This is a genomic window from Mesorhizobium sp. M0074, assembly GCF_040322975.1.
Lineage (GTDB): Bacteria > Pseudomonadota > Alphaproteobacteria > Rhizobiales > Rhizobiaceae > Mesorhizobium.
The window spans coordinates 42,574-60,874 of record NZ_JAMYUM010000005.1; the positions used below are offsets into that span (position 1 = coordinate 42,574).

Consider the following 18,301-nt stretch of genomic DNA (forward strand, 5'->3'; position numbering starts at 1 on the left):
GATTGCGGCCGCGGTATCGCCGGATTCGAGCCAGAAGGAGATTGTCGCCCATGGTCCTCGTTGATCGAATCCTTATTGTCGTGCTCGGCATGCTGGCTGCCATGGATACGGCTGCTGCAGCGGAACCGCGGGTCGCCTATCGACTTTCTGCCGGCGACACCGTCGAGATTGGAATTGCCTCCATCCCGGAGCGAACGCAACGTGCGGTGGTCCAGATGGACGGCACGATCGCGCTTCCCGAAGTCGGTATGGTTTCGGTGGGCGGCTTAACTCCGGCTGAACTGCAAACGCGCATGCAGACGATCTTGCCGACCAAGATATTCCACCAGCGTCTGCCTGATGGGCGGGAGCAAATGATCGTCATCAAGCCGACAGACGTGACCGCCGTGGTTGCGGAGTACAGGCCGATCTATGTGACCGGCGACGTGCTCACTCCCGGACAGCAGGCCTACCGCCCGCTGATGACCGTGCGGCAGGCGATTGCCGTGTCAGGCGGTTTCAGCCTTTTGCGGTCCCGGGCAAACCAGGTTGGCCCAGATCCGGTGGATCTGCGGCGCGATTACGAGTCGCTTTGGGGGGAATATACCAGAGATTATTTTCATAGCGCCCGCATCCGCGCCGAACTTCAGGACAAACCGACTTTCGACATGCAGCCACCACAAGGATCTCCCTTGCCGGCAAGTTTTGCGTCGGCGATCGCGCAGGCTGAAGCGGAAGGGCTGAAGCTCTCGTTGGACAACTTCCAGCAAGAGCAGGGCTTTCTGGATAAAAGCGGCAAGGATGCCGCCGCACAAACCGAGACCTTGCTCAAACGCGAGCAGGCCGAAGCGGATGGGGTGAAGGCGGACGAAGACGATCTGGCGCGCGTAAGGAAAGCGTTTGAGTCCGGAAATCTCACCAACAACCGGCTCGCCGACGTCCGGCGCGCTTTGGTTCTCTCTTCCAGCCGGGCACTCGAAACGTCGGTTGAGCTTATGAGAGCACGACGTCAGCAGGACGATTTTGCCAGACAGCACGAACGCAATGACAACCAAAGAAGGATGGGTCTGCTGATCGAGTTGAAGGATACCAACGTGCGCCTTGCCGACGTCAGCGCAAGGCTTCGCGCCGCCAGCCAAAAGTTGCAGCCCACGGGAGCTGCCGCACTGCCGTTGCCGGTTGCCGGCGAGAAGGTCCAGGCCGAGGTCACGATCATTCGCAAGGTCGGCGAAGAATGGCGAAAACAGCTTGCCCAAGAAGACACCGAGGTCATGCCGGGAGACACGATCGAGGTCAGATTCAGCAGCGCTCTCGAAAATGCGGCGACCCGATAGATCGGGCCGCGTTTCGCAACCGCTTTACTGCCTGAAGGCCCTGGAAAACTGGTCGGTAAGGGGCTTCATCAAGTAGGACCAGACACTGCGCTCGTCGGTTCTTATGTGGACTTCGGCGGGCATGCCCGGTTTGAGTATTTTCTCTCCTGTCAGGCACGTCGCTTCATTCTCGACGTCGATGCGCGCCGAAAAAAAGGAAAGCTGGCGTTGCTGATCCTTGATCAGATCCGCTGAGACGCGCTTGACCGAGCCTTCGCAAGCAGGTGTGGTGCCGGCGTCGAACGCTGGAAAGCGGATCGACACCTGCTGTCCGGGATGAATCTCATCGATACGCGACGGAGGAATGGAAGCGTCGACGACAAGGTTGTCGGAATCGGGCACAATCATCATGAGCACCTCTCCTGCGCCAATCACGCCTCCTACGGTATGGACCGAGGATTCTTGTACTGTGCCCGATTGCGGGGCACGAATGTCTGTCCTGCTGAGTTCGTCTTCGGCCACCACCTGGCGCTCGCTGAGCTCGGTCTGCTTGGCTTCCGTTTCGCGAAGTTCGTTGGTCACGTCGCTCCGCATTTGTTCGTCGAGCTGAAGCACCTGCAGGTCCGTTTCACTGATGTGAGCTTGTACCTCTGCTATCGCTGCGACAAGGCGTCCCGATTCGCCGCGAGCCCGGGTCTTATCCAGGCTGACATTGCTCAACCTCTCCTTGGACACCAACTTCTTTGCGTAGAGAGATTCGACATCCGCAAGGTTCTTGGTCAGCAGATCCAGAGACTCGTCCGTTGCAGACTGCTGCGATTTGAGGCCATCGATCTGACGTTCCAGCTGCTTCGCGCGGCTTTGTAATTGTGCCTTCTGGCCAGCCAGCGCCGCAGCACGGCTTTCAAACAAGGCACGCTCGCCACTGACAAGTGCCACCACTTGCGGGTCGCCCATTTGAGCGCGAAGGTCGGGCGGGATCTGCATTTCCGGCAGACCCTGGCGCTCGGCCTCCAGTCGGGCCAGACGAATGGTGGCGCGATTGAGGTCCTCGGTGATTATCTGCAGGTTTGCTCGGGTCAATGTGTTGTCCAGCCTGACCAACACATCGCCGGCCTTCACATGATCGCCGTCCTGCGCGAAGATTCCGCCGATGGTGCCGCCGGTTTGATGCTGGACTTTTTTAATGTTGCTTTCGACCACCACGGTTGCGGGCGCAATCACCGCGCCGGCAATCTTGGTCAATCCCAACCAGAGCCCTCCGCCAAAGATCAACAGCAAGCTGGTTGCCAGGCCCAAGAGCAGATTGGCCCGGATGCCATCCGGCTCTGGCTTCGTCTCCAACGAACGGCTTTCGCCACCGGCTGCGACGTATGACGACACGGCAACAGCAGAGCGATACCTCGCATATGCCCGGCTGCACCTTTGTGCGGCGGAACGACAATGTGCTGCTAGGCTCCGGACCAGAGTACCCCAGGGTGGATTGGCTCGAATCCCATCCGGCTCCGGCTTCTCCCCGGTCGGCTGGCCTTCGCCGCCAACCGCAGCATATGACGACATGGTCACGTTAGACACTAAGCAATACCTCACGCATGCCCGCTTGCACCGTGCTGCAGCGGAACGACAATGCTTGGCTTGTCCGGGCGCGGGAAGGGCCGGATCACATTTGCCAGAACGTCTTCGCGCGAGCCGAACGAATGGAGCATCCCGTTCGACAGGACGAGTACCTGATCGATGTTGACGAGAGCGGAGGGGCGATGCGCAACGACGATCACGATACCGCCGCGCTGACGCACTGCCAGGATTGCGCCGGCCAAAGCAGCATCACCGTCTGCATCCAGATTGGAATTTGGTTCGTCAAGAACGACGAGGAATGGATCGCCGTAAAGTGCCCTGGCAAGCCCGACGAGCTGCCTCTGCCCAGCCGAAAGGGCCGCGCCGCCTTCTCCGATGCGTGTTTGAAAACCCTGCGGAAGACGCATGATCATCTTGTCCACGCCCGCAGCCTTGGCAGCTGCCAGCACGCCTTTTGCGTCGCGCTTGCCGCCGAACCTCGAAATGTTATCGGCGATCGTCCCGTCGAACAGCTCAACGTCCTGCGGAAGGTAGCCAATATGAATGCCGAGCAGTTCTGAATTCCACTGATCGAGCGAGGCGCCGTCCAATCTTACCGTGCCACGAAGCGGCTTCCATGCCCCGACCAAAGCGCGCACGAGCGTGGTCTTGCCGGAGCCGCTCGGGCCGACGACCGCCAACCCTGCGCCTCTCGCCAAGCGGAAGCTTACATTGAAGATGGTGGGCTTCTGCAGGCTTGGTGGCGCGACGGTCAATTCCTCGACCGCAAGCTCAGCCTTCGGGCCGGGCAGTTCCATTGGCTCTTGCTGGCTATCAAAAGCATCCAGGGCTGCCGACAGCTCGGTATAGCTTTTGCGGGTTGCCAGAAACCCTCTCCAGTTTGCGATCGCCACATCGACCGGCGCCAGCGAGCGGCCCAGCAATATGGACGATGCAATGATCACGCCAGGCGAGGCCTCGCCGCCGATCACAAGGTAGGCACCAAGCCCTAGCACACATGATTGCAGGGCCATTCGGAGCGTCTTCGACAGTGAGCTTGCTGCGCCGACGACGTCGGAGAGCCGTTCCTGGTTCTTCAGATAAAGATGACTGACCTCGTTCCAGCGCCGGCTAAGCGGGGCGGAAAGGCCCATCGCCTGAACAACCTCTGCGTTGCGGCGGCCGGAGTCGGCCAGAAGCCGTTGCGCTACGAGTGTCTCAGATGCACGAGCCGCAGGTTTGCGGCCGATGATCTCGGCAACCACCGTCAAAAACACAACGGCACATGCGCCGAGCGTTGCCAGCACGCCAAGCGCGGGGTGCAGCAGATAGATGACCACCATATAAAATGGTATCCAAGGAGCGTCGAATAAGACTGTCGGCCCGAGCCCGGAAAGAAAGCCACGTAGCTGGTCCAGATCACGAAGCGGGTGTACCCGGTTCGCATCCGGCCCGGCGACGAGGGGCAGGGAAAGCGAGGCTGCGAACGCTTTTTGCTGCAGATTTCTATGCAGGCGGCTGCCGATGCGGACCAACAGGCGAAGCCTCACGAAATCGAGGAGCCCATAGGCCGCGTAAAGTCCCAGCATCCCGACTGTAAATCCGACAAGAGTCGGCACGCTCTGCGAAGGCAGCACGCGGTCATAGACCTGGAGCATGTAGACGGAGCCGGTCAAGGCGAGGATATTTATCAATGCCGAGAAAATGCCTACGCCGACGAGGCCGTGCACACAGCCGAACATTGCGGAGCGGAGATCGAGCGAGCGCCCTTTGGTCGACTTCATGATGTGCGCTCGTTGACGCGAAATTGCCGCGCAATCTCGTCGATTCTTTCGATGAGGGACAAACTTTAACCTTCCGGGAAGCAGCAGCCCCGCCCCGCTGCTGAACATTACGAATTGCTTACATACGTGCCTTCTTTGATTAAAATGTAGCAAAATCGTGACGCCAGGCTGAGAATTCGGCAACTGGCTCGCCAGGCTGGGGATAACCGGGTCGAGTAAGGAGATATTCCTAATCATGACACGGCGCAGAAGCTTATGGTCATCTTTGTAGCATCAAGGCTTCAAAGCGTCTGGGGAGGGATCGGTTTTGATTTTGTCGATCGAGAGTTAAACGGTTTTGAGATACACTTCATCGGTACGCAATTGTCGGTCACCAACGCCGGCTAAATCGGGGAGGCGAGTGTCGTGAGCGAAGAGATCAATGTTGCCGATGCCTACGGCAGGGGGCGCAGCACCTTCATGGGATTGCAGTTGCTGGTCTCGCCCGGTGCGCTTGTTCCTCGGCCGGAAACGGAACTGCTCGGCAAGGCCGCTCTCGATGTCCTGAGCCAACTGAACCTGCCGGTGCCTCGCGTTGTCGACATGTGCTGTGGGGCGGGCAATCTGGCGTGCGCCATCGCGCACCACGCTCCCACCGCGCGCGTGTGGGCAAGCGATCTTACCGACGGATGCGTGGAGGTCGCGCGCCGCAACGTCACCCATCTTGAAATCGAGGACCGGGTAACGGTGCTTCAGGGCGACTTGTTCAGCGCCTTCTCAGGCTTGGAGCTCGATGGCACGATCGATGTGATCGTTTGCAACCCGCCCTACATTTCGGAAAAACGGCTCGAGGGCGACCGTTCGCATCTGGTCGAGCTCGAGCCGCGTGAAGCATTCGCAGCCGGCCCCTACGGCCTGAGCATCCACATGCGGGTGCTCAAGGAGGCGCCGCGCTATTTGCGGCGCGGAGGCATCCTGCTTTTCGAGGTGGGGCTTGGCCAGGACCGGCAGGTCATGAGTTTGCTCGAGCGTTCCAAGGCCTATGAGAGTATCCGGGCAGTCACCAACCAGGCCGGTGAGGGCAGGGTGGTAGTGGGACATACGAGGGCGCAGGCGTAAGCATCGCAGCCGCGGCGGGTAGACGCGCTGTCGCGGCGGGTAGACGCGCTGTCGCGGCTAGAAACGGCCGGGAAGTTGAAACAGAGTTGCGCGAGATTTCGGCGATCAGTTTCTCTTGCGTCAGTTTCTCTTGCGCATGACGTATTGCGCAATTCCCTCGATGGAATCGAGATTCTCCGGCAGCAGCTCGCTGTCTTCGACCGTGATGCCGAAGGTCTCCTCGATGAAGCCGATAACCTCGAGCACACCCGTCGAGTCCACGATGCCCTGGTCGAGTAGCGAGGTGTCGCTCTCCAGGCTCTCGGGATCGGCTATATAGAAATTCGAAGCCAGGAAAGCGCGAATTTGTTCGCTGCAGGTATCGGTTCTATCCTTGGTAGATAACATTGATTTCGCCTCCGGTACAAAAGATGAATGCTGATCAACTTCGCCCTGGTACCGATTCATGACAGGGCCGTTTTTTTGAGCTTACCCGTGTCGGTCATCGGCAGACTGGGTACGATGACGATGGACTTCGGAACCATGAAGTTTTCCAGCCGTCTCTGGCATTCTTTCTGCAACTGCTTTTCACCGATCATGCTTCCCTGCTCCATCACGACAAATGCCTTCACTGCTTGCCCGAGCAGCTCGTCCGGAACGCCGATGACCGCGGCTTCCCGTACGCCCGCAATGTTCATCAACACGTTTTCCACCTCCTTCGGCGCTATCTTCTCTCCGCGCGATTTTATGATCTCGTCGCCGCGACCGACGAAGTAGAGGTAGCCCTCGGCGTCCATCCGGCAGTAGTCGCCGGTGTATAGGACCTGCTCACCCGGCAGCGGGCCGGGCTTGAGCTTCCTGGCTGTCGCCTCCGGCTTGCCCCAATAGCCCTTCATCACCGTCGCTCCGCGGATGACGAGCTGACCAACGATGCCGGGGCCGACCCGCCTGTCATGCTCGTCGACAATCCACATTTCCGTATTGGGGATGGCGATCCCGACGCTCGACGGCTTTCGCTCCAGATCCTCCGGCGGCAGGTAGGTGCAGCGCTTGCATTCGGTAAGGCCGTACATCGAATAGATGCGGGCGCCAGAAAACAGCTCCTGCAGTAGGAGAATGTGCTTGAGCGGCAGGGCGGCCGCAGTGTTCGTGACGTAGCGAATACTCGAAAAATCCTGATCCCTGAGAGACCTGAGCTCCCCGAGTGCGGCGAAGATGGTCGGTACGCCGGGAAAACCCGTCACCCTTTCTTGCTTGATCAGCCCAAGGATCTGCGCCGGGAAGGCGAACGAGCGCTCAAGCACCAGCCGGGCGCCCGCGCCGAATGCCATGATCATCTGGTAAAGACCGTAGTCGAAGGCGAGCGGCAGGACATTGAGGATCACCTCGTCTTCGGCAAGCGCCAGGTATGAGGAAATCGAGGCGCACGCGGCGATCATGTTTCGATGCGTCAGCATCACGCCCTTGGGCTCGCCCGTCGAGCCGGACGTATAAATGATCGCAGCGAGATCGATGTCGATGCAGCGGCGCGAGGGCGGCGTGCTGCGGGCTGCCGCGACCGCGGCGTCCCAGCGCACAGCATGCGGCAATTCTTGCAGGTCGCTGTGTTCGATCGGCCCGGAGACGATCATGCGGCGCAACGATGGGCAATTCCGCGCCGGCTCCCTGAAAATCGAGTGCAGGTGTTTGTCGGTGATCAGTGCCGTCGGGCGGCAATCGTTGAGCAGATAATCAAGCTTGTCGCTTTTGGTGAGCGGATTGACGATGCACACCACGGCGTTGGCCTTGAGCACCGCCCAGAACGCAATGACGGCCTCGACAGTGTTGTCGGCGAAGACCACCACGCGATCGCCACGCGCAATTCCGGCATCGGTCAAATGGTGCGCTATGGCGTTCGAACGCATATCGAGATCGCCATAAGTGACACGTTGATTGCCGCACACCAGGGCCACCTTCTCGCCGAGCCGGCTGGCAGAGTGGGTGAGATAGTCGTGCAGGAGCGGTACGGCGCCATGCATCATGCGAGCACCTCTTCGCGGTGTTCGCGGTCGATATCGATGCTGAGCCTGAGCGTGCGAGCCCCACTTGGACGGCTCGCGATAAATTGCCGATGAAGAAGCTGCGTCGACAGCACCCCGACCAGCGCCATATTGTCGGAGTTGGACAGGTCGCCGTCGCCGGCGCTGGCCTGGCACTTGTTCAGGAGCCGGGTAACCGACTTGGGATCGAAGACGTTCGCTTCGCGCAGCGCCGCCTCCGAAAGTGCTTCGCGAATGTAGGCCGGAGCGCCATCTGCGACAAAGCAAAGCGCGTTGGGAGCCCGGTAAGGCTGCTTCTTGCGGGTGACGATTTCCGACGGCACGATCGGTTGCGCTACGCGCTTCAGCACATGCTTTTCATCGAGCACGCGCAGCTTGTATGCGGCCGGAAGCGAATTCGCGAGTCTCACGAGTTCATGATCGAGGAACGGGAAGCGCCCCTCGACGGAATGAGCCATCAGCATTCTGTCCCCTTGTGAGGAAAGCAGGTATCCCGACATCAGCGTCTGAATCTCTATATACTGGTCCTGCGCAAGAGAGCCCCATCGCGAAAACTCCGGCGGCAGGCGGGCAAGCAGCTCGGACACGGCGTTGCGGCGCTCCGTTTGGGCGCGCATGTCTGCCGAAAACAGCCGCTTGATGGCGCTTGTGGTACGCCAGCGCGTGCCATGCGCAAAACCAGGCGCGTCACAGGCGTGGATGTCGCGCCCGAAGAACTGGCGTGCCATAGCCTGCTGCTGCACCGGCGAGCGGCTGAGATAGGGATAGAGGCGCTCCAGCAGCCGCGAGCGTCGCGTCGAGGCGGGCTGGCGTCCCCAGAAGCGGCGGACCTTGCCCTCGCGGAACAAATCGTAGCCGGCGAACATTTCGTCGGCCCCTTCGCCGGTCAGCACGACCTTGATGCCATGCTGGCGCACCAGTCTCGAGAGCAGGAACAGCGGCGCCGGCGCGGTCCTGAGGATTGGCCGCTCGGTGTGGTAGATCACCTCAGGGAAGATGCCAGCGATATCGCTGCGCGAAACAACCACCTCATGATGGTCACTGCCGGCCACGCCGGCAACCAGGCGCTGGAAATAGGTCTCATCATACTCGGCGTCGGCAAAACGCAGCGAGAAAGTCTGGAAGCGCTCGCCCGCGAAGCGTCTCCCCAGCGTGGCGACCAGCGAGCTGTCGAGCCCGCCGGACAAATAGCAGCCGACCGGCACGTCGGCGCGTACTATCCTGAGCGCCGTCGCGGCTTCCAGGGCGCTGCGCACTTCCTCCGCCGCGTCATCAAGCGAGCCGGTGAATTCATCATCGCCGGGTCCGTCAACCTCTGGATAGTCAGGCTTCCAAAAAGCCCGCTCCCGGACGACGCCGCTGTCATAAATGCGGACATGCCCCGGCGTGAGTTCGCTTACTCCTCCAAACACGCCTTGTGGCGGCGCGACAGTCCAGAGTGTGAAAGTCTGATCGATGCCGGCTGGATCGAAGGCGCGGGGTATATCCGCATCGGCCGCGAAAATGGCCTTCACCTCGCTGGCGAAGTAAAGCCGTCCGCCATGCTCGCAAAAGTGCAGCGGGCAGATGCCGAACCGATCCCGCGACAAGACGAGACGACCTGCCACGGAGTCCCAGATGGCGACTGCCCACTGCCCATTCATTCGCTCGAAGGCGGCCTCGCCCCAGGCATGATAGGCATGGACGATGACCTCGGTGTCGCTGCGTGTGCGAAAGCGATAACCGAGCGCGACCAGATCTTGTCGCAGCTCGACGTAATTGAAGATTTCGCCGTTGAAGACGATCCACATTGTGTCGCCCGCGCCGGCGAGTGGCTGCTGGCCGCTTGCGAGATCGATGACGGACAGGCGGGCATGCGCCAATCCTGCACGTCTGTCCCGGTAAAGGCCGCGCTCGTCCGGGCCGCGATGCGCCAGCGCGCCCGCCATGCGTATCAGCGCATCCCGGGAAGGGGACGCCGCTGCGGCGCTCAGCGACACAATTCCGGCGATGCCGCACATCGCCTAGCCCTCGCCCATTGAAGAGGATACCAACGGCCGCGCGTGAAGATAACGTGCGGCGCGCCGCTTGCTGTCGATATCCTTGAAAACCTTCTGGACCTGCATCACGGTGAGGCCGGTTGCCTCGGCGACGTCTTCGTCGGCGATCCCATGGTTCAAGCCGTAGAGGCACAGATCCATCAGATAATAAGGAAGCGCGAAGTAGAACTCCTCCTGACTCTGCGCCATCGAGAAGGTGTCTGTGGTGGGCGGTCTGCGCCGGACCTCTTCCTCCACCCCAAGATATTCGGCCAACTGGTAGACCTGGGTCTTGTAGAGGTGGACGATTGGCATCAGGTCGGCAATTCCGTCGCCCTGCTTGACGAAGAAGCCCTGGTCGTACTCCAGGCGGTTCGGCGTGCCCGCTACCGCGTAGTTGAGGCGGTCGGCATGGTAGTATTCGGTCATCTTGCGCAGGCGCTGCTTGTAGTTGGTTGCAGCGACGATCTGCAGATAGGCTGCCGACGGCAGGCGCACCGTGTCGGTCCTGCCCTCGGGGTCCTGAACCGTGAGGCGCGTGATGTTGAGACCGTTGCTCTCGAGAACCGAGGCGAGCACCAGCTTGCATTTCCAGCTGTCCCCATATTCGGGAACGACGGTCTGGATTGCTTCGGTCTGCCGTCTATAGGCGCCGACCGCTTCCAGGGCCGGCGTTATATCCTCCAGGATCGTTTCGATACCAAGGTGTGCGGCGACAATGCGGCCGAGCCTCAGTGAGTCGCCGGAGGAATGGCGCTCCGGCATGAATATCCCGAGGACCTTGCCTTTCCCAAAGGCGCGAACACACAACGCCGCAACGACGGAGCTGTCGATGCCGCCTGAGAGGCCGACAACCACCCCTCGACGTCGCAGCGTGCCGAAGACCTGCTGGCGCAAGATCTGGACGATGCGATCGACTTCCGCGCCAGCGTCGAGCACCAGGGCGTCTTTGCCGAATGTTGAGATCAGGTCGATGGCTTGTACTCCAGTTTGCGAGACTCGATTGGCGAATAGGTTTTCGCCACCGCTTTCTCGATAAGGGGACGATTGGTGGTAAGGTGAGGCTCTACAACCAGATCGATGTGGCTGCCGACGATCGGAATCACGTCCAGATGGGCGAAGACGCTATCCCAGCCGATTGCCAGAGGCATTCCGGGTCGAGCACAGCGGAACAGGGTGCCTGTGATCGGCAGAGCCGGCTTTGGCTCGGCCACCCACTGGAAGAAGGCTTGCGCGCGCAAAACCTCTTGCAGTTCCAGTTTGGTTCTAAAGCTCGTCGCGTTGAACTGTCCTTGAGCGAAGCGGTCGAGAAACTGGACCAGTTGTGCCTCGCGCTTCATTGCCACGGCGACTTTCGCGAGGGCGCGGCATGCCATCCGGTAAGCGGACACGCGGTTGGTTCGGATTCGATTGAATGTGCGCGTAAACGTCTCCCAGCGGGCGCTTCGCTCCCCGACGAGGCTGGTGTCGAGGATGCCGAGGAACTTTACGGTTCGCCCCGCTGCCAGCAGCCGCGCCGCAACTTCGAAGGCAACAGCGCCGCCGAGCGAATGGCCGAGAAGTCGTACATGGCCCGAGGGTTGGGCGCGGCGGATCTGGTCGACGGCGGCGTCGGCCATATCGGCGAGGCTGTCTTGTCCGCGCAGTATCATAGCCAGGGCCGGATACCTGATCGGGGCAACGCGGGTCACCTTGCCCATCGCTGCTGCAAAGGCTGCAAGGCTCGGGCCATAGCCGACGGACCCCGGGAACAGAAAAAGAATGGGAGGGTCGTGCTTCTGGGCGCGCGCGCTTTGATCGCCTGCCTGGGCGGACACGACCGCCTTGACCATTTGCTCCAGGCTCATCCCGACGGTGAAGGCCTCAAGGCCGAGTTCCTGCCCGATGGCGCTTTCGATTTCCATGACGCAGTGCAGCAGCTTCAGCGAATCTCCTCCGGCGTCATCCCAGCGTCCTGCCGCCACGCGCGTATTGAGAATGCTGGTCCATGCCCGCTGGACAACCTGCTGCGCGGTCAGCTTGCCTCGCGGCTCGAGCGGACGCGCGGTCGCCGCTGTCTCTCTGGCTGAAAGATCCATCTCTGCAAGTGTCGTGATGTCGACTTTGCCGCTCGGCAGACGCGGAATCTCGGCGATCGTGTGCAACCGCAAGGGACGCAGCGGCGGCGGCAGATTGGTCCTGACAAGCTGGCGAAGCTCGTCCGAAAAGGTCGCTTCGGCCGAGCGCCGAGGAACAGCAAAGGCGACAAGCTCATTCGCGGCCGTCACGATTGCCACGGCATCCGCGACAGAGGGTGCACAACGCAGCACCCGTTCGAGTTCGGCTGGCTCGACGCGTCGACCGTTGATTTTTACCTGGCGCCCCTTGCGACCGACGATGTGCAGTAGGCCTTGATCATCAAGTCGAACGAGGTCACCTGTCGCGAAAATCCGAAGGCCTGGATCGTGCGGGTCTGATGTTGCCGGCACAACCGCCCCGTCCTCCCAATGGCCAAGCAAGACATACGGGCTCCTGATCAGAAGCTCTCCGCTGCGGCCCGGTTGAACGCGGCGGCCCGCTTCGTCGACAATTGCGAAGGTGATTCCAGGCAGCAGCCAGCCAACTGGAACCGAATCTCCATGCTCTGGCCAGTCTCGCGGCAGGAACCATTGCGAGCCGGTGGTCTCGGTTGACGAGTAACCGATCTGGATAAGGCACGTATCGGAGACGGCCTTGCGCAGCAGGGCGATGTCGGTCCAGGGCACCTTCTCGCCACCGATCCGGGCGACTCTGAGTGAATGGAACGCTTCTGCAGGTCCGTCTGCCATAAGCGCGCGAAGCAGTGCCGGCACCAGATAGGTGATTGTCACGTCTTCGGATCGCACCAGGCGTTGAACGGCGCGCAGGCCGACCGCTTCGACTTCGACCAGATGCAAGGTGGCGCCGGTGAGAAGAGCAGCAAGAATCTCCCGGCACCCGGCGATTGTGGCGGGTCCGGTCAATGGCAGGAAAACATCATCCGAGTTGATGTGGCACGCATCGACATATTGCTGGACCCGGCACAGCAAGCTGCGCTGGCTGTTAACGATGCCTTTGGGCCGGCCCGTACTCCCTGACGTATAAAGCACGATGGCGGGCGCATCGACCGAGACGGAATAAGAACGAGGCACTTGCCCAGCCTGCGAGGCCGCACTGGTCGACACATCGATCCAACTGACCAGGTGGGGCAATCCATCGGGTCGGACATTGCCCTCGCCCAGGACAGCTGAGAGCCGCGCCCCGGCCACGATTTCAAGGATACGCGAGCTAGGATCTCGCGCGTTGAGTGGCACCGAAGGCCGCCCAGCCGTCATGCTTGCCAGCATGGCAATGGGATACCAGGCCGAGTTGGCCTGAAGAATCCCTATCGCCTGTCCGTCTGGGACGGTCGCCGCGATCTGGTGGGACAGCGTCTCGACTGACCGGAGGAGCTGGGAATAGGTCAGACGATTGGCGCCGTCGCTGATTGCAAGCTTGTCGGGGTACTGGCGGACGACATTTCTCAGGTGATCGAAGGCCGCAATGTTGGTAAAATCGACGCCCAATCTTTGAAATGGGCGCAGTACGGGACCACCCTGATCCAGTGCGTATTGTGGGACACTGGACCAATTATCGGAGGTCGTTGTCTGACAATCCACCGCTAGATCCTGATCCGCGACTTCTGATCCCAAATATGCCGAAGACATGAGTTGCCTACGCTAAGATTAGGGTCACTTATCGCCCCCCGCCCCAATCTTTTCATCGATCATTCTGATGATGCCCTGATCTTCCCTCAAGGGCGCTTGGTTAGTCACTTCGCCTGTTTCGCAAGCCGCCGGCCGAGCCAATCATGCCGGGCTCGCTGGCTGTTGTGGTGCGCATGACACGGACACATGCCAAGGCGGGCTCGAAGACCAAGGTGGGGTCGAAGATGGAATTGCCGCTATTCAGGCATATTGCCTATTCGGTGGTTCTTCCGGACGACACCGGCGATGCTTCGGTGTCGGAATAGCTGCCGGGGACGAAACAATAGGCATAGATCTGTCCCCGATTTTCGTCGGTCACGCGGATCCAATCCTTTTCCCACGTTCGGAAGGTAATACGCCCGCCCGTCATCATAGCTGCGGCTCTGAACGGACTCGGCGCGTTGACAACGCGCACCGAGATAACATCGTCGCCGTCCATACGCTCGACGAGATACGTCTGCATGAAAGCCTCCCCATGCCCCGCTAGATCACCCGCACTTTAACGCCGGCTAATGAATTCGGTTGCAACTGCTTGGCGAAACTTGGGTCCGATACTTTCCGTACCCACCGGCAACTTGGTCCTCCGTATCCGTCAGGTTTTTCAGCGACGGGATGCCAGTTCAGGGGAAGGCAGGCTGATTGCGGCCATGCCGGCGACATGCCAATCTGCGCCGTAACGTTTAGGCCTCCGCCTCCGCGGGCAATGGAAAAGGCGCTCGAATGGGCTCCTTTATGCTGTCCGTGTATGCTGTCCGTGATCTGGCATTCTGCCAGTGATTTGGCCTCATCGGACGACCCTGCAGGCCTTTGCGGGACATCCACATAGCGTGGCGTCGCCATCACCGAGGCATAACAATATGCGTCGGCGGAGAAATGGGACGGTTCGAGGTTTTCTGAACCTGCCTCACGACGACTGCGTCGTGTCGACGATCCGTTGGAACAGAAGGCCTGGTGCTGGAACGTCAATCGTATTTGGCCAGGAAGCGCCCGACGGCGCTGAGGCAGTCGTGCTTTTCCTCCACATGCGGCATGTGGCTGGAATTTGGGAAGACCAGGCCTTCAACGTACGGAATAAGATCCAGAAAGGGCTGGACGCAGGCCTCGGTCGCTTCGTCGTAGAAGCCGCGGAAAACCAGGGTCGGCGCCTCGATCCGATGCAGGCGGTCGACGATGGTCCAGTTCCGCATCGTGCCGATGACGTGGAACTCATTGGGACCGTTCATGGTGTGATAGACGGTCGGATCTTCCTCGATTGCCGCAAGTGTCCGGGCGACCTCTGGCGGCATCGGAACGACGCGACAGACATGACGGTCGTAGAAAGCCTTCGTCGCCGCAACATATTCGGGGTGATCGGTGGTTCCCGCCGCTTCGTGCCGGTCGAGCGCACTTTGCACATCGGCTGGCAACTCGGCGCGCAATTGCCGGGCTCCTTCCACCCACAGCGCCATCGAGGCCAGCGAATTGGCCAGGATCAATGCCTTGAGCCCCTCAGGGCGGCGCACGGCGTGCTCGGCCGAGAGTATGCCGCCCCAGGACTGGCCGAGCAGGGCATAATGGCCGGCAATGCTGAGATGGGCGAGCAACGCATCGAGTTCGCCCAGGAAGAAATCGACGGTCCAGAAGTCGCCGCCCTTGTCCGGCAGATGGGTCGATTTGCCGTTGCCGATCTGATCGTAGTGGATGACGGCTCGCCCGGTTCCGGCAAGCTCCTTGAATGAGTCCACATAGTCGTGGGTGCAGCCCGGTCCACCATGAGCGACGACCAGGGGCACCTTGCCCGACCCGATGTCCCCGGTCACACGGTACCAGGTGCGATAGCCCTTGTAGTCGCTAAATCCTTCGGTGATCGCATGTGCCGTCACAGTCCAAGCTCCGCATCATGGCGCGGCAGGAGCCACTTTGGTGCACCCCTCCCAAGCCTTGTTTGCGGCCGACGGTACTAAGCGGCCCAGCGCATTTACAGCTAGCACTATTTATAGGTTCGCCGGTTATGGGTTGGCCCGAGGCAAGGCCGATCGCCCGCAGGTCGCGAGCCTCAATGCTCCGGTTCGAGCAGCCGGTAATGGGCGGCGAGCGCGATGGCATGGAAGCGGTTGCGCGCGCCAAGCTTTCGCGTCGCCGCGTTGAGGTGCAGCGTTGCGGTAGGGCCCGCGCGGCCAATCTCACGCGCGACCTGCTTGGCCGTCAGTCCGGCAGCGGCCAGGCGCAGGCACTGACGTTCGCGCGACGTCAGATGGACATGTTGGCAGGTGCGGATTCCGGCGTCGAAACCGGCGTAGGCGGAGTCATGCAGCAGATGACCCAGATCTCCGATCTCGGCGATCAAGGGTCTGGCTTCGAGCTCGAACCCGGCCTCCGGATCGGCACGGATCGCGGTGAAGGTGGCGAGATCGCCGCCGGCAAGGCGAATGGGTACGGTGACGCCGCAGGTCATCCTGGTGTCAAGCAAATAGCTGACCACAGGATCGTGCTTGGACTGGAGCACGCGCTGCATGACGGTGCTCTGAACGCCGCTGTGCGACCAGAGAAACGGTCTCGATACGGTGAGCGCGGCCTCCTGCACCGGGTCAAGCTGATAATATCCGCCCTTGCACCAGAGATCCTGCATGTCGCGCGGCACGTTGCGCAGAGCCATCAACGAGGGCGTGATAAGCTCGCCCTTGTGACTGACCGCCACGGGCGTATAGTCGTAGATGAATGCGGTGAAACCGATGGGCTCCAGCACCTCCGTTGCCACCGCCATGGCAGCGTCGATGCTCATTCCGGTTTGGAACCGGCTCTCTAGATCGCCTGGAAGGCTTTGCATCGGGCAAGCTTACCCGCTGATGATTGCTTGTCAAATAGCCATGTCGGCCGGCTGCTCAACAAATAGGCGCGGATAAGCCTGTCCGACCTATCTATCTTAATAGCTATCCCGTCCGGCTTCGCTCGCCGTAGTCTTTTGCGATTGGGCCAAGTAGCGGACACCGTTCGCAAACCCAGACTGTTTCAGCCGCGCAATGGTCAATCGACCGGGTTCAGCGCGGCAAAAGCCGACACGCCTCCATGAGGGAACAAATATGCGACCCCAAAAAGCATTTGCAGCGTTGATACCCTGCCTGGCTCTGCTCGGCGTGACCATGATGTCGCCGGCAAGCAGTGCCTTGGCCACCGAGGGCAAGCCAGGCGGCACACTCCGACTGCTGGCCAATGCCGCGGCAGGCACCGCCGATCCGCACATCAACTACACGCTGCAGTATTTTCAGATCAATTATGTCCTCTACGATGGCCTGGTGACCTACAAGAAGGCCGGGGACAAGACCGGCTTCGAAGTCGTCGCGGACCTGGCGGAAAGCCTCCCGCAGGTCGAGAACGGCGGCAAGACCTACGTCTTCAAGCTGCGCAAGGGCATCAAATTCGCGGATGGCTCGGATGTCACCACGAAGGACGTGGTGGCTTCGTTCCAACGCATCTTCAAGATCAGCGGGCCGACGGCCGGGACCTTCTACAAAGGCATCGTCGGCGCGGATGCGTGCTTGAAGGCCCCCGCTGCATGCACCCTCGAAGGTGGCCTGTCGGTCGACGATGCGGCCGGAAGCATTACCTTCAACCTGGTCCAGCCGGATGCCGAGTTCCTGCAGAAGCTGGCCGTTCCACACGCGTCGATCCTGCCGGCGAGCGCGCCGCTGAAGGACGCCGGCACCGATCCGATCCCGGGTACCGGACCGTACATGATCGCCAGCTACGACCCCAACAAGCTGATGAAGATTGTGCGCAACCCTCATTTCAAGGAATGGAGCAAGGAAGCGCAGCCGGCCGGATATCCGGACGAGATCGACTACGAATTCGGCCTTACCGACGAGGCGGCGGTGACGGCGGTCGAGAATGGCCAGGCGGACTGGATGTTCGACCCACCGCCGTCCGACCGTCTCGCCGAACTCGGCACCAAATATGCCGCGCAGGTCACGGTTCACCCGCTGACGGCAATGTGGTATGCGCCGATGAACACCAATCTGGCGCCGTTCAACGACTTCCGCGTTCGCCAGGCAGTGAACTTCGCGATCGACCGCGCCGCGATCGTCAAGCTGTTCGGCGGCAGCAATCTGGCGCAGCCGGCCTGCCAGATCCTGCCGCCGGGCTTCCCGTCATTTGCGGCCTATTGCCCGTTCACCGCCAATCCGGGCGAGAAGTGGTCAGCACCGGATATGGACAAGGCCAAGCAATTGGTCGCTGAATCGGGAACCGCAGGTCAGGAGGTGACGATCATCACCGAGGACACCACGGTCTCCAAGGCGATCGGCGTCTACCTGCAGGATGTGCTCAACCAGCTTGGCTACAAGACGTCGGTCAAGCCGATCTCGCAGAACATACAGTTCACCTACATCCAGAACACCAATAACAAGGTGCAGATTTCGATCTCGCAATGGTTCCAGGATTACCCGGCGCCATCGAATTTCCTGCAGGTCTTGTTCAGCTGTGCCTCGTTTACGCCGGGCTCCGACGCCTCGGTCAATATTTCGGGGCTCTGCGACAAGTCGATCGACGCATCGATGGACGAGGCAGAGGCAGCCACCATCGCCGATCCGGCCAAGGGCGCGACACTCTGGACCGCCATCGACAAGGCTGTGACGGACAAGGCTCCGGTCGCTGTCCTGTTCACGCCAAAGCGCGTCGATGTGATCTCTTCTAGGCTGAAGAACTTCACCTTCAGCCCGCAATTCTACTGGATTGTCAGCCAGTCCTGGGTGGAATAGCCGACCGGAGCCAATGCGACGGAGTGCCGCTGGCTCTCCGTCGCATTTCCTTTTCCGGCGG

At 60.8% G+C, this 18,301-nt stretch carries 13 protein-coding genes; 3 read left to right on the forward strand and 10 right to left on the reverse strand.

From position 1 onward, the window contains the following. The first annotated feature begins 50 nt into the window (after nucleotides 1–50). On the forward strand, nucleotides 51–1,313 hold the full coding sequence (locus tag NKJ73_RS08570; protein WP_352455325.1) for a polysaccharide biosynthesis/export family protein: 1,263 nt from the start codon (nucleotides 51–53) through the stop codon (nucleotides 1,311–1,313). A 24-nt stretch (nucleotides 1,314–1,337) separates the two neighbouring features. On the opposite strand, the gene NKJ73_RS08575 is transcribed toward NKJ73_RS08570, so the two are convergent. Both NKJ73_RS08575 and NKJ73_RS08580 read right to left on the reverse strand, forming a co-directional pair. Further along, nucleotides 1,338–2,636 carry an HlyD family type I secretion periplasmic adaptor subunit gene (locus NKJ73_RS08575; RefSeq protein ID WP_245274645.1) on the reverse strand — a complete coding sequence of 433 codons (1,299 nt, stop codon included), beginning with the start codon at nucleotides 2,634–2,636 and terminating at the stop codon, nucleotides 1,338–1,340. A 242-nt stretch (nucleotides 2,637–2,878) separates the two neighbouring features. Beyond that, entirely contained in the window at nucleotides 2,879–4,630 is a 1,752-nt protein-coding gene (locus NKJ73_RS08580) for a type I secretion system permease/ATPase (RefSeq protein WP_352569013.1), read from the reverse strand. Nucleotides 4,631–5,035: 405 nt separating this feature from the next. On the opposite strand from NKJ73_RS08580, the gene NKJ73_RS08585 reads away from it, so the two are divergent. Then, the gene (locus tag NKJ73_RS08585; protein ID WP_352449674.1) at nucleotides 5,036–5,728 is read left to right on the forward strand and encodes a N5-glutamine methyltransferase family protein; all 693 of its coding nucleotides are present in this window, start codon (nucleotides 5,036–5,038) and stop codon (nucleotides 5,726–5,728) included. Nucleotides 5,729–5,848: 120 nt separating this feature from the next. On the opposite strand, the gene NKJ73_RS08590 is transcribed toward NKJ73_RS08585, so the two are convergent. The 8 genes from NKJ73_RS08590 to NKJ73_RS08625 all read right to left on the reverse strand — a co-directional run bounded on the left by NKJ73_RS08590 (nucleotide 5,849) and on the right by NKJ73_RS08625 (nucleotide 16,268). Beyond that, nucleotides 5,849–6,115: an acyl carrier protein gene (locus NKJ73_RS08590; RefSeq protein WP_023675628.1), complete on the reverse strand. Its 267-nt coding sequence runs from the start codon at nucleotides 6,113–6,115 to the stop codon at nucleotides 5,849–5,851. A gap of 56 nt (nucleotides 6,116–6,171) precedes the next feature. After that, nucleotides 6,172–7,728: a class I adenylate-forming enzyme family protein gene (locus NKJ73_RS08595; protein ID WP_352569014.1), complete on the reverse strand. Its 1,557-nt coding sequence runs from the start codon at nucleotides 7,726–7,728 to the stop codon at nucleotides 6,172–6,174. Further along, nucleotides 7,725–9,746 (reverse strand): asparagine synthase (glutamine-hydrolyzing), encoded by a 2,022-nt coding sequence (gene asnB / locus NKJ73_RS08600; protein WP_352569015.1) that lies wholly within the window; start codon nucleotides 9,744–9,746, stop codon nucleotides 7,725–7,727. The genes NKJ73_RS08595 and asnB overlap by 4 nt, the downstream gene beginning before the upstream one ends. A gap of 3 nt (nucleotides 9,747–9,749) precedes the next feature. Next, nucleotides 9,750–10,733 (reverse strand): NAD(+) synthase, encoded by a 984-nt coding sequence (gene nadE, locus NKJ73_RS08605; RefSeq protein WP_352569191.1) that lies wholly within the window; start codon nucleotides 10,731–10,733, stop codon nucleotides 9,750–9,752. Next, nucleotides 10,730–13,468 carry a non-ribosomal peptide synthetase gene (locus NKJ73_RS08610; RefSeq protein ID WP_023675632.1) on the reverse strand — a complete coding sequence of 913 codons (2,739 nt, stop codon included), beginning with the start codon at nucleotides 13,466–13,468 and terminating at the stop codon, nucleotides 10,730–10,732. The genes nadE and NKJ73_RS08610 overlap by 4 nt, the downstream gene beginning before the upstream one ends. Before the next feature lie 253 nt (nucleotides 13,469–13,721). After that, nucleotides 13,722–13,970 carry a hypothetical protein gene (locus NKJ73_RS08615; RefSeq protein ID WP_156937305.1) on the reverse strand — a complete coding sequence of 83 codons (249 nt, stop codon included), beginning with the start codon at nucleotides 13,968–13,970 and terminating at the stop codon, nucleotides 13,722–13,724. A gap of 499 nt (nucleotides 13,971–14,469) precedes the next feature. Beyond that, complete coding sequence (locus tag NKJ73_RS08620) at nucleotides 14,470–15,369, reverse strand: proline iminopeptidase-family hydrolase (RefSeq protein WP_352569016.1); 900 nt, start codon at nucleotides 15,367–15,369, stop codon at nucleotides 14,470–14,472. Nucleotides 15,370–15,542: 173 nt separating this feature from the next. Beyond that, nucleotides 15,543–16,268, reverse strand: a complete 726-nt coding sequence (locus NKJ73_RS08625; protein WP_352569017.1) for a LuxR family transcriptional regulator — start codon at nucleotides 16,266–16,268, stop codon at nucleotides 15,543–15,545. A gap of 298 nt (nucleotides 16,269–16,566) precedes the next feature. Between NKJ73_RS08625 and NKJ73_RS08630 the strand changes: the two genes are divergently transcribed. After that, on the forward strand, nucleotides 16,567–18,240 hold the full coding sequence (locus NKJ73_RS08630) for an ABC transporter substrate-binding protein (protein ID WP_352569018.1): 1,674 nt from the start codon (nucleotides 16,567–16,569) through the stop codon (nucleotides 18,238–18,240). Nucleotides 18,241–18,301 lie beyond the last annotated feature (61 nt).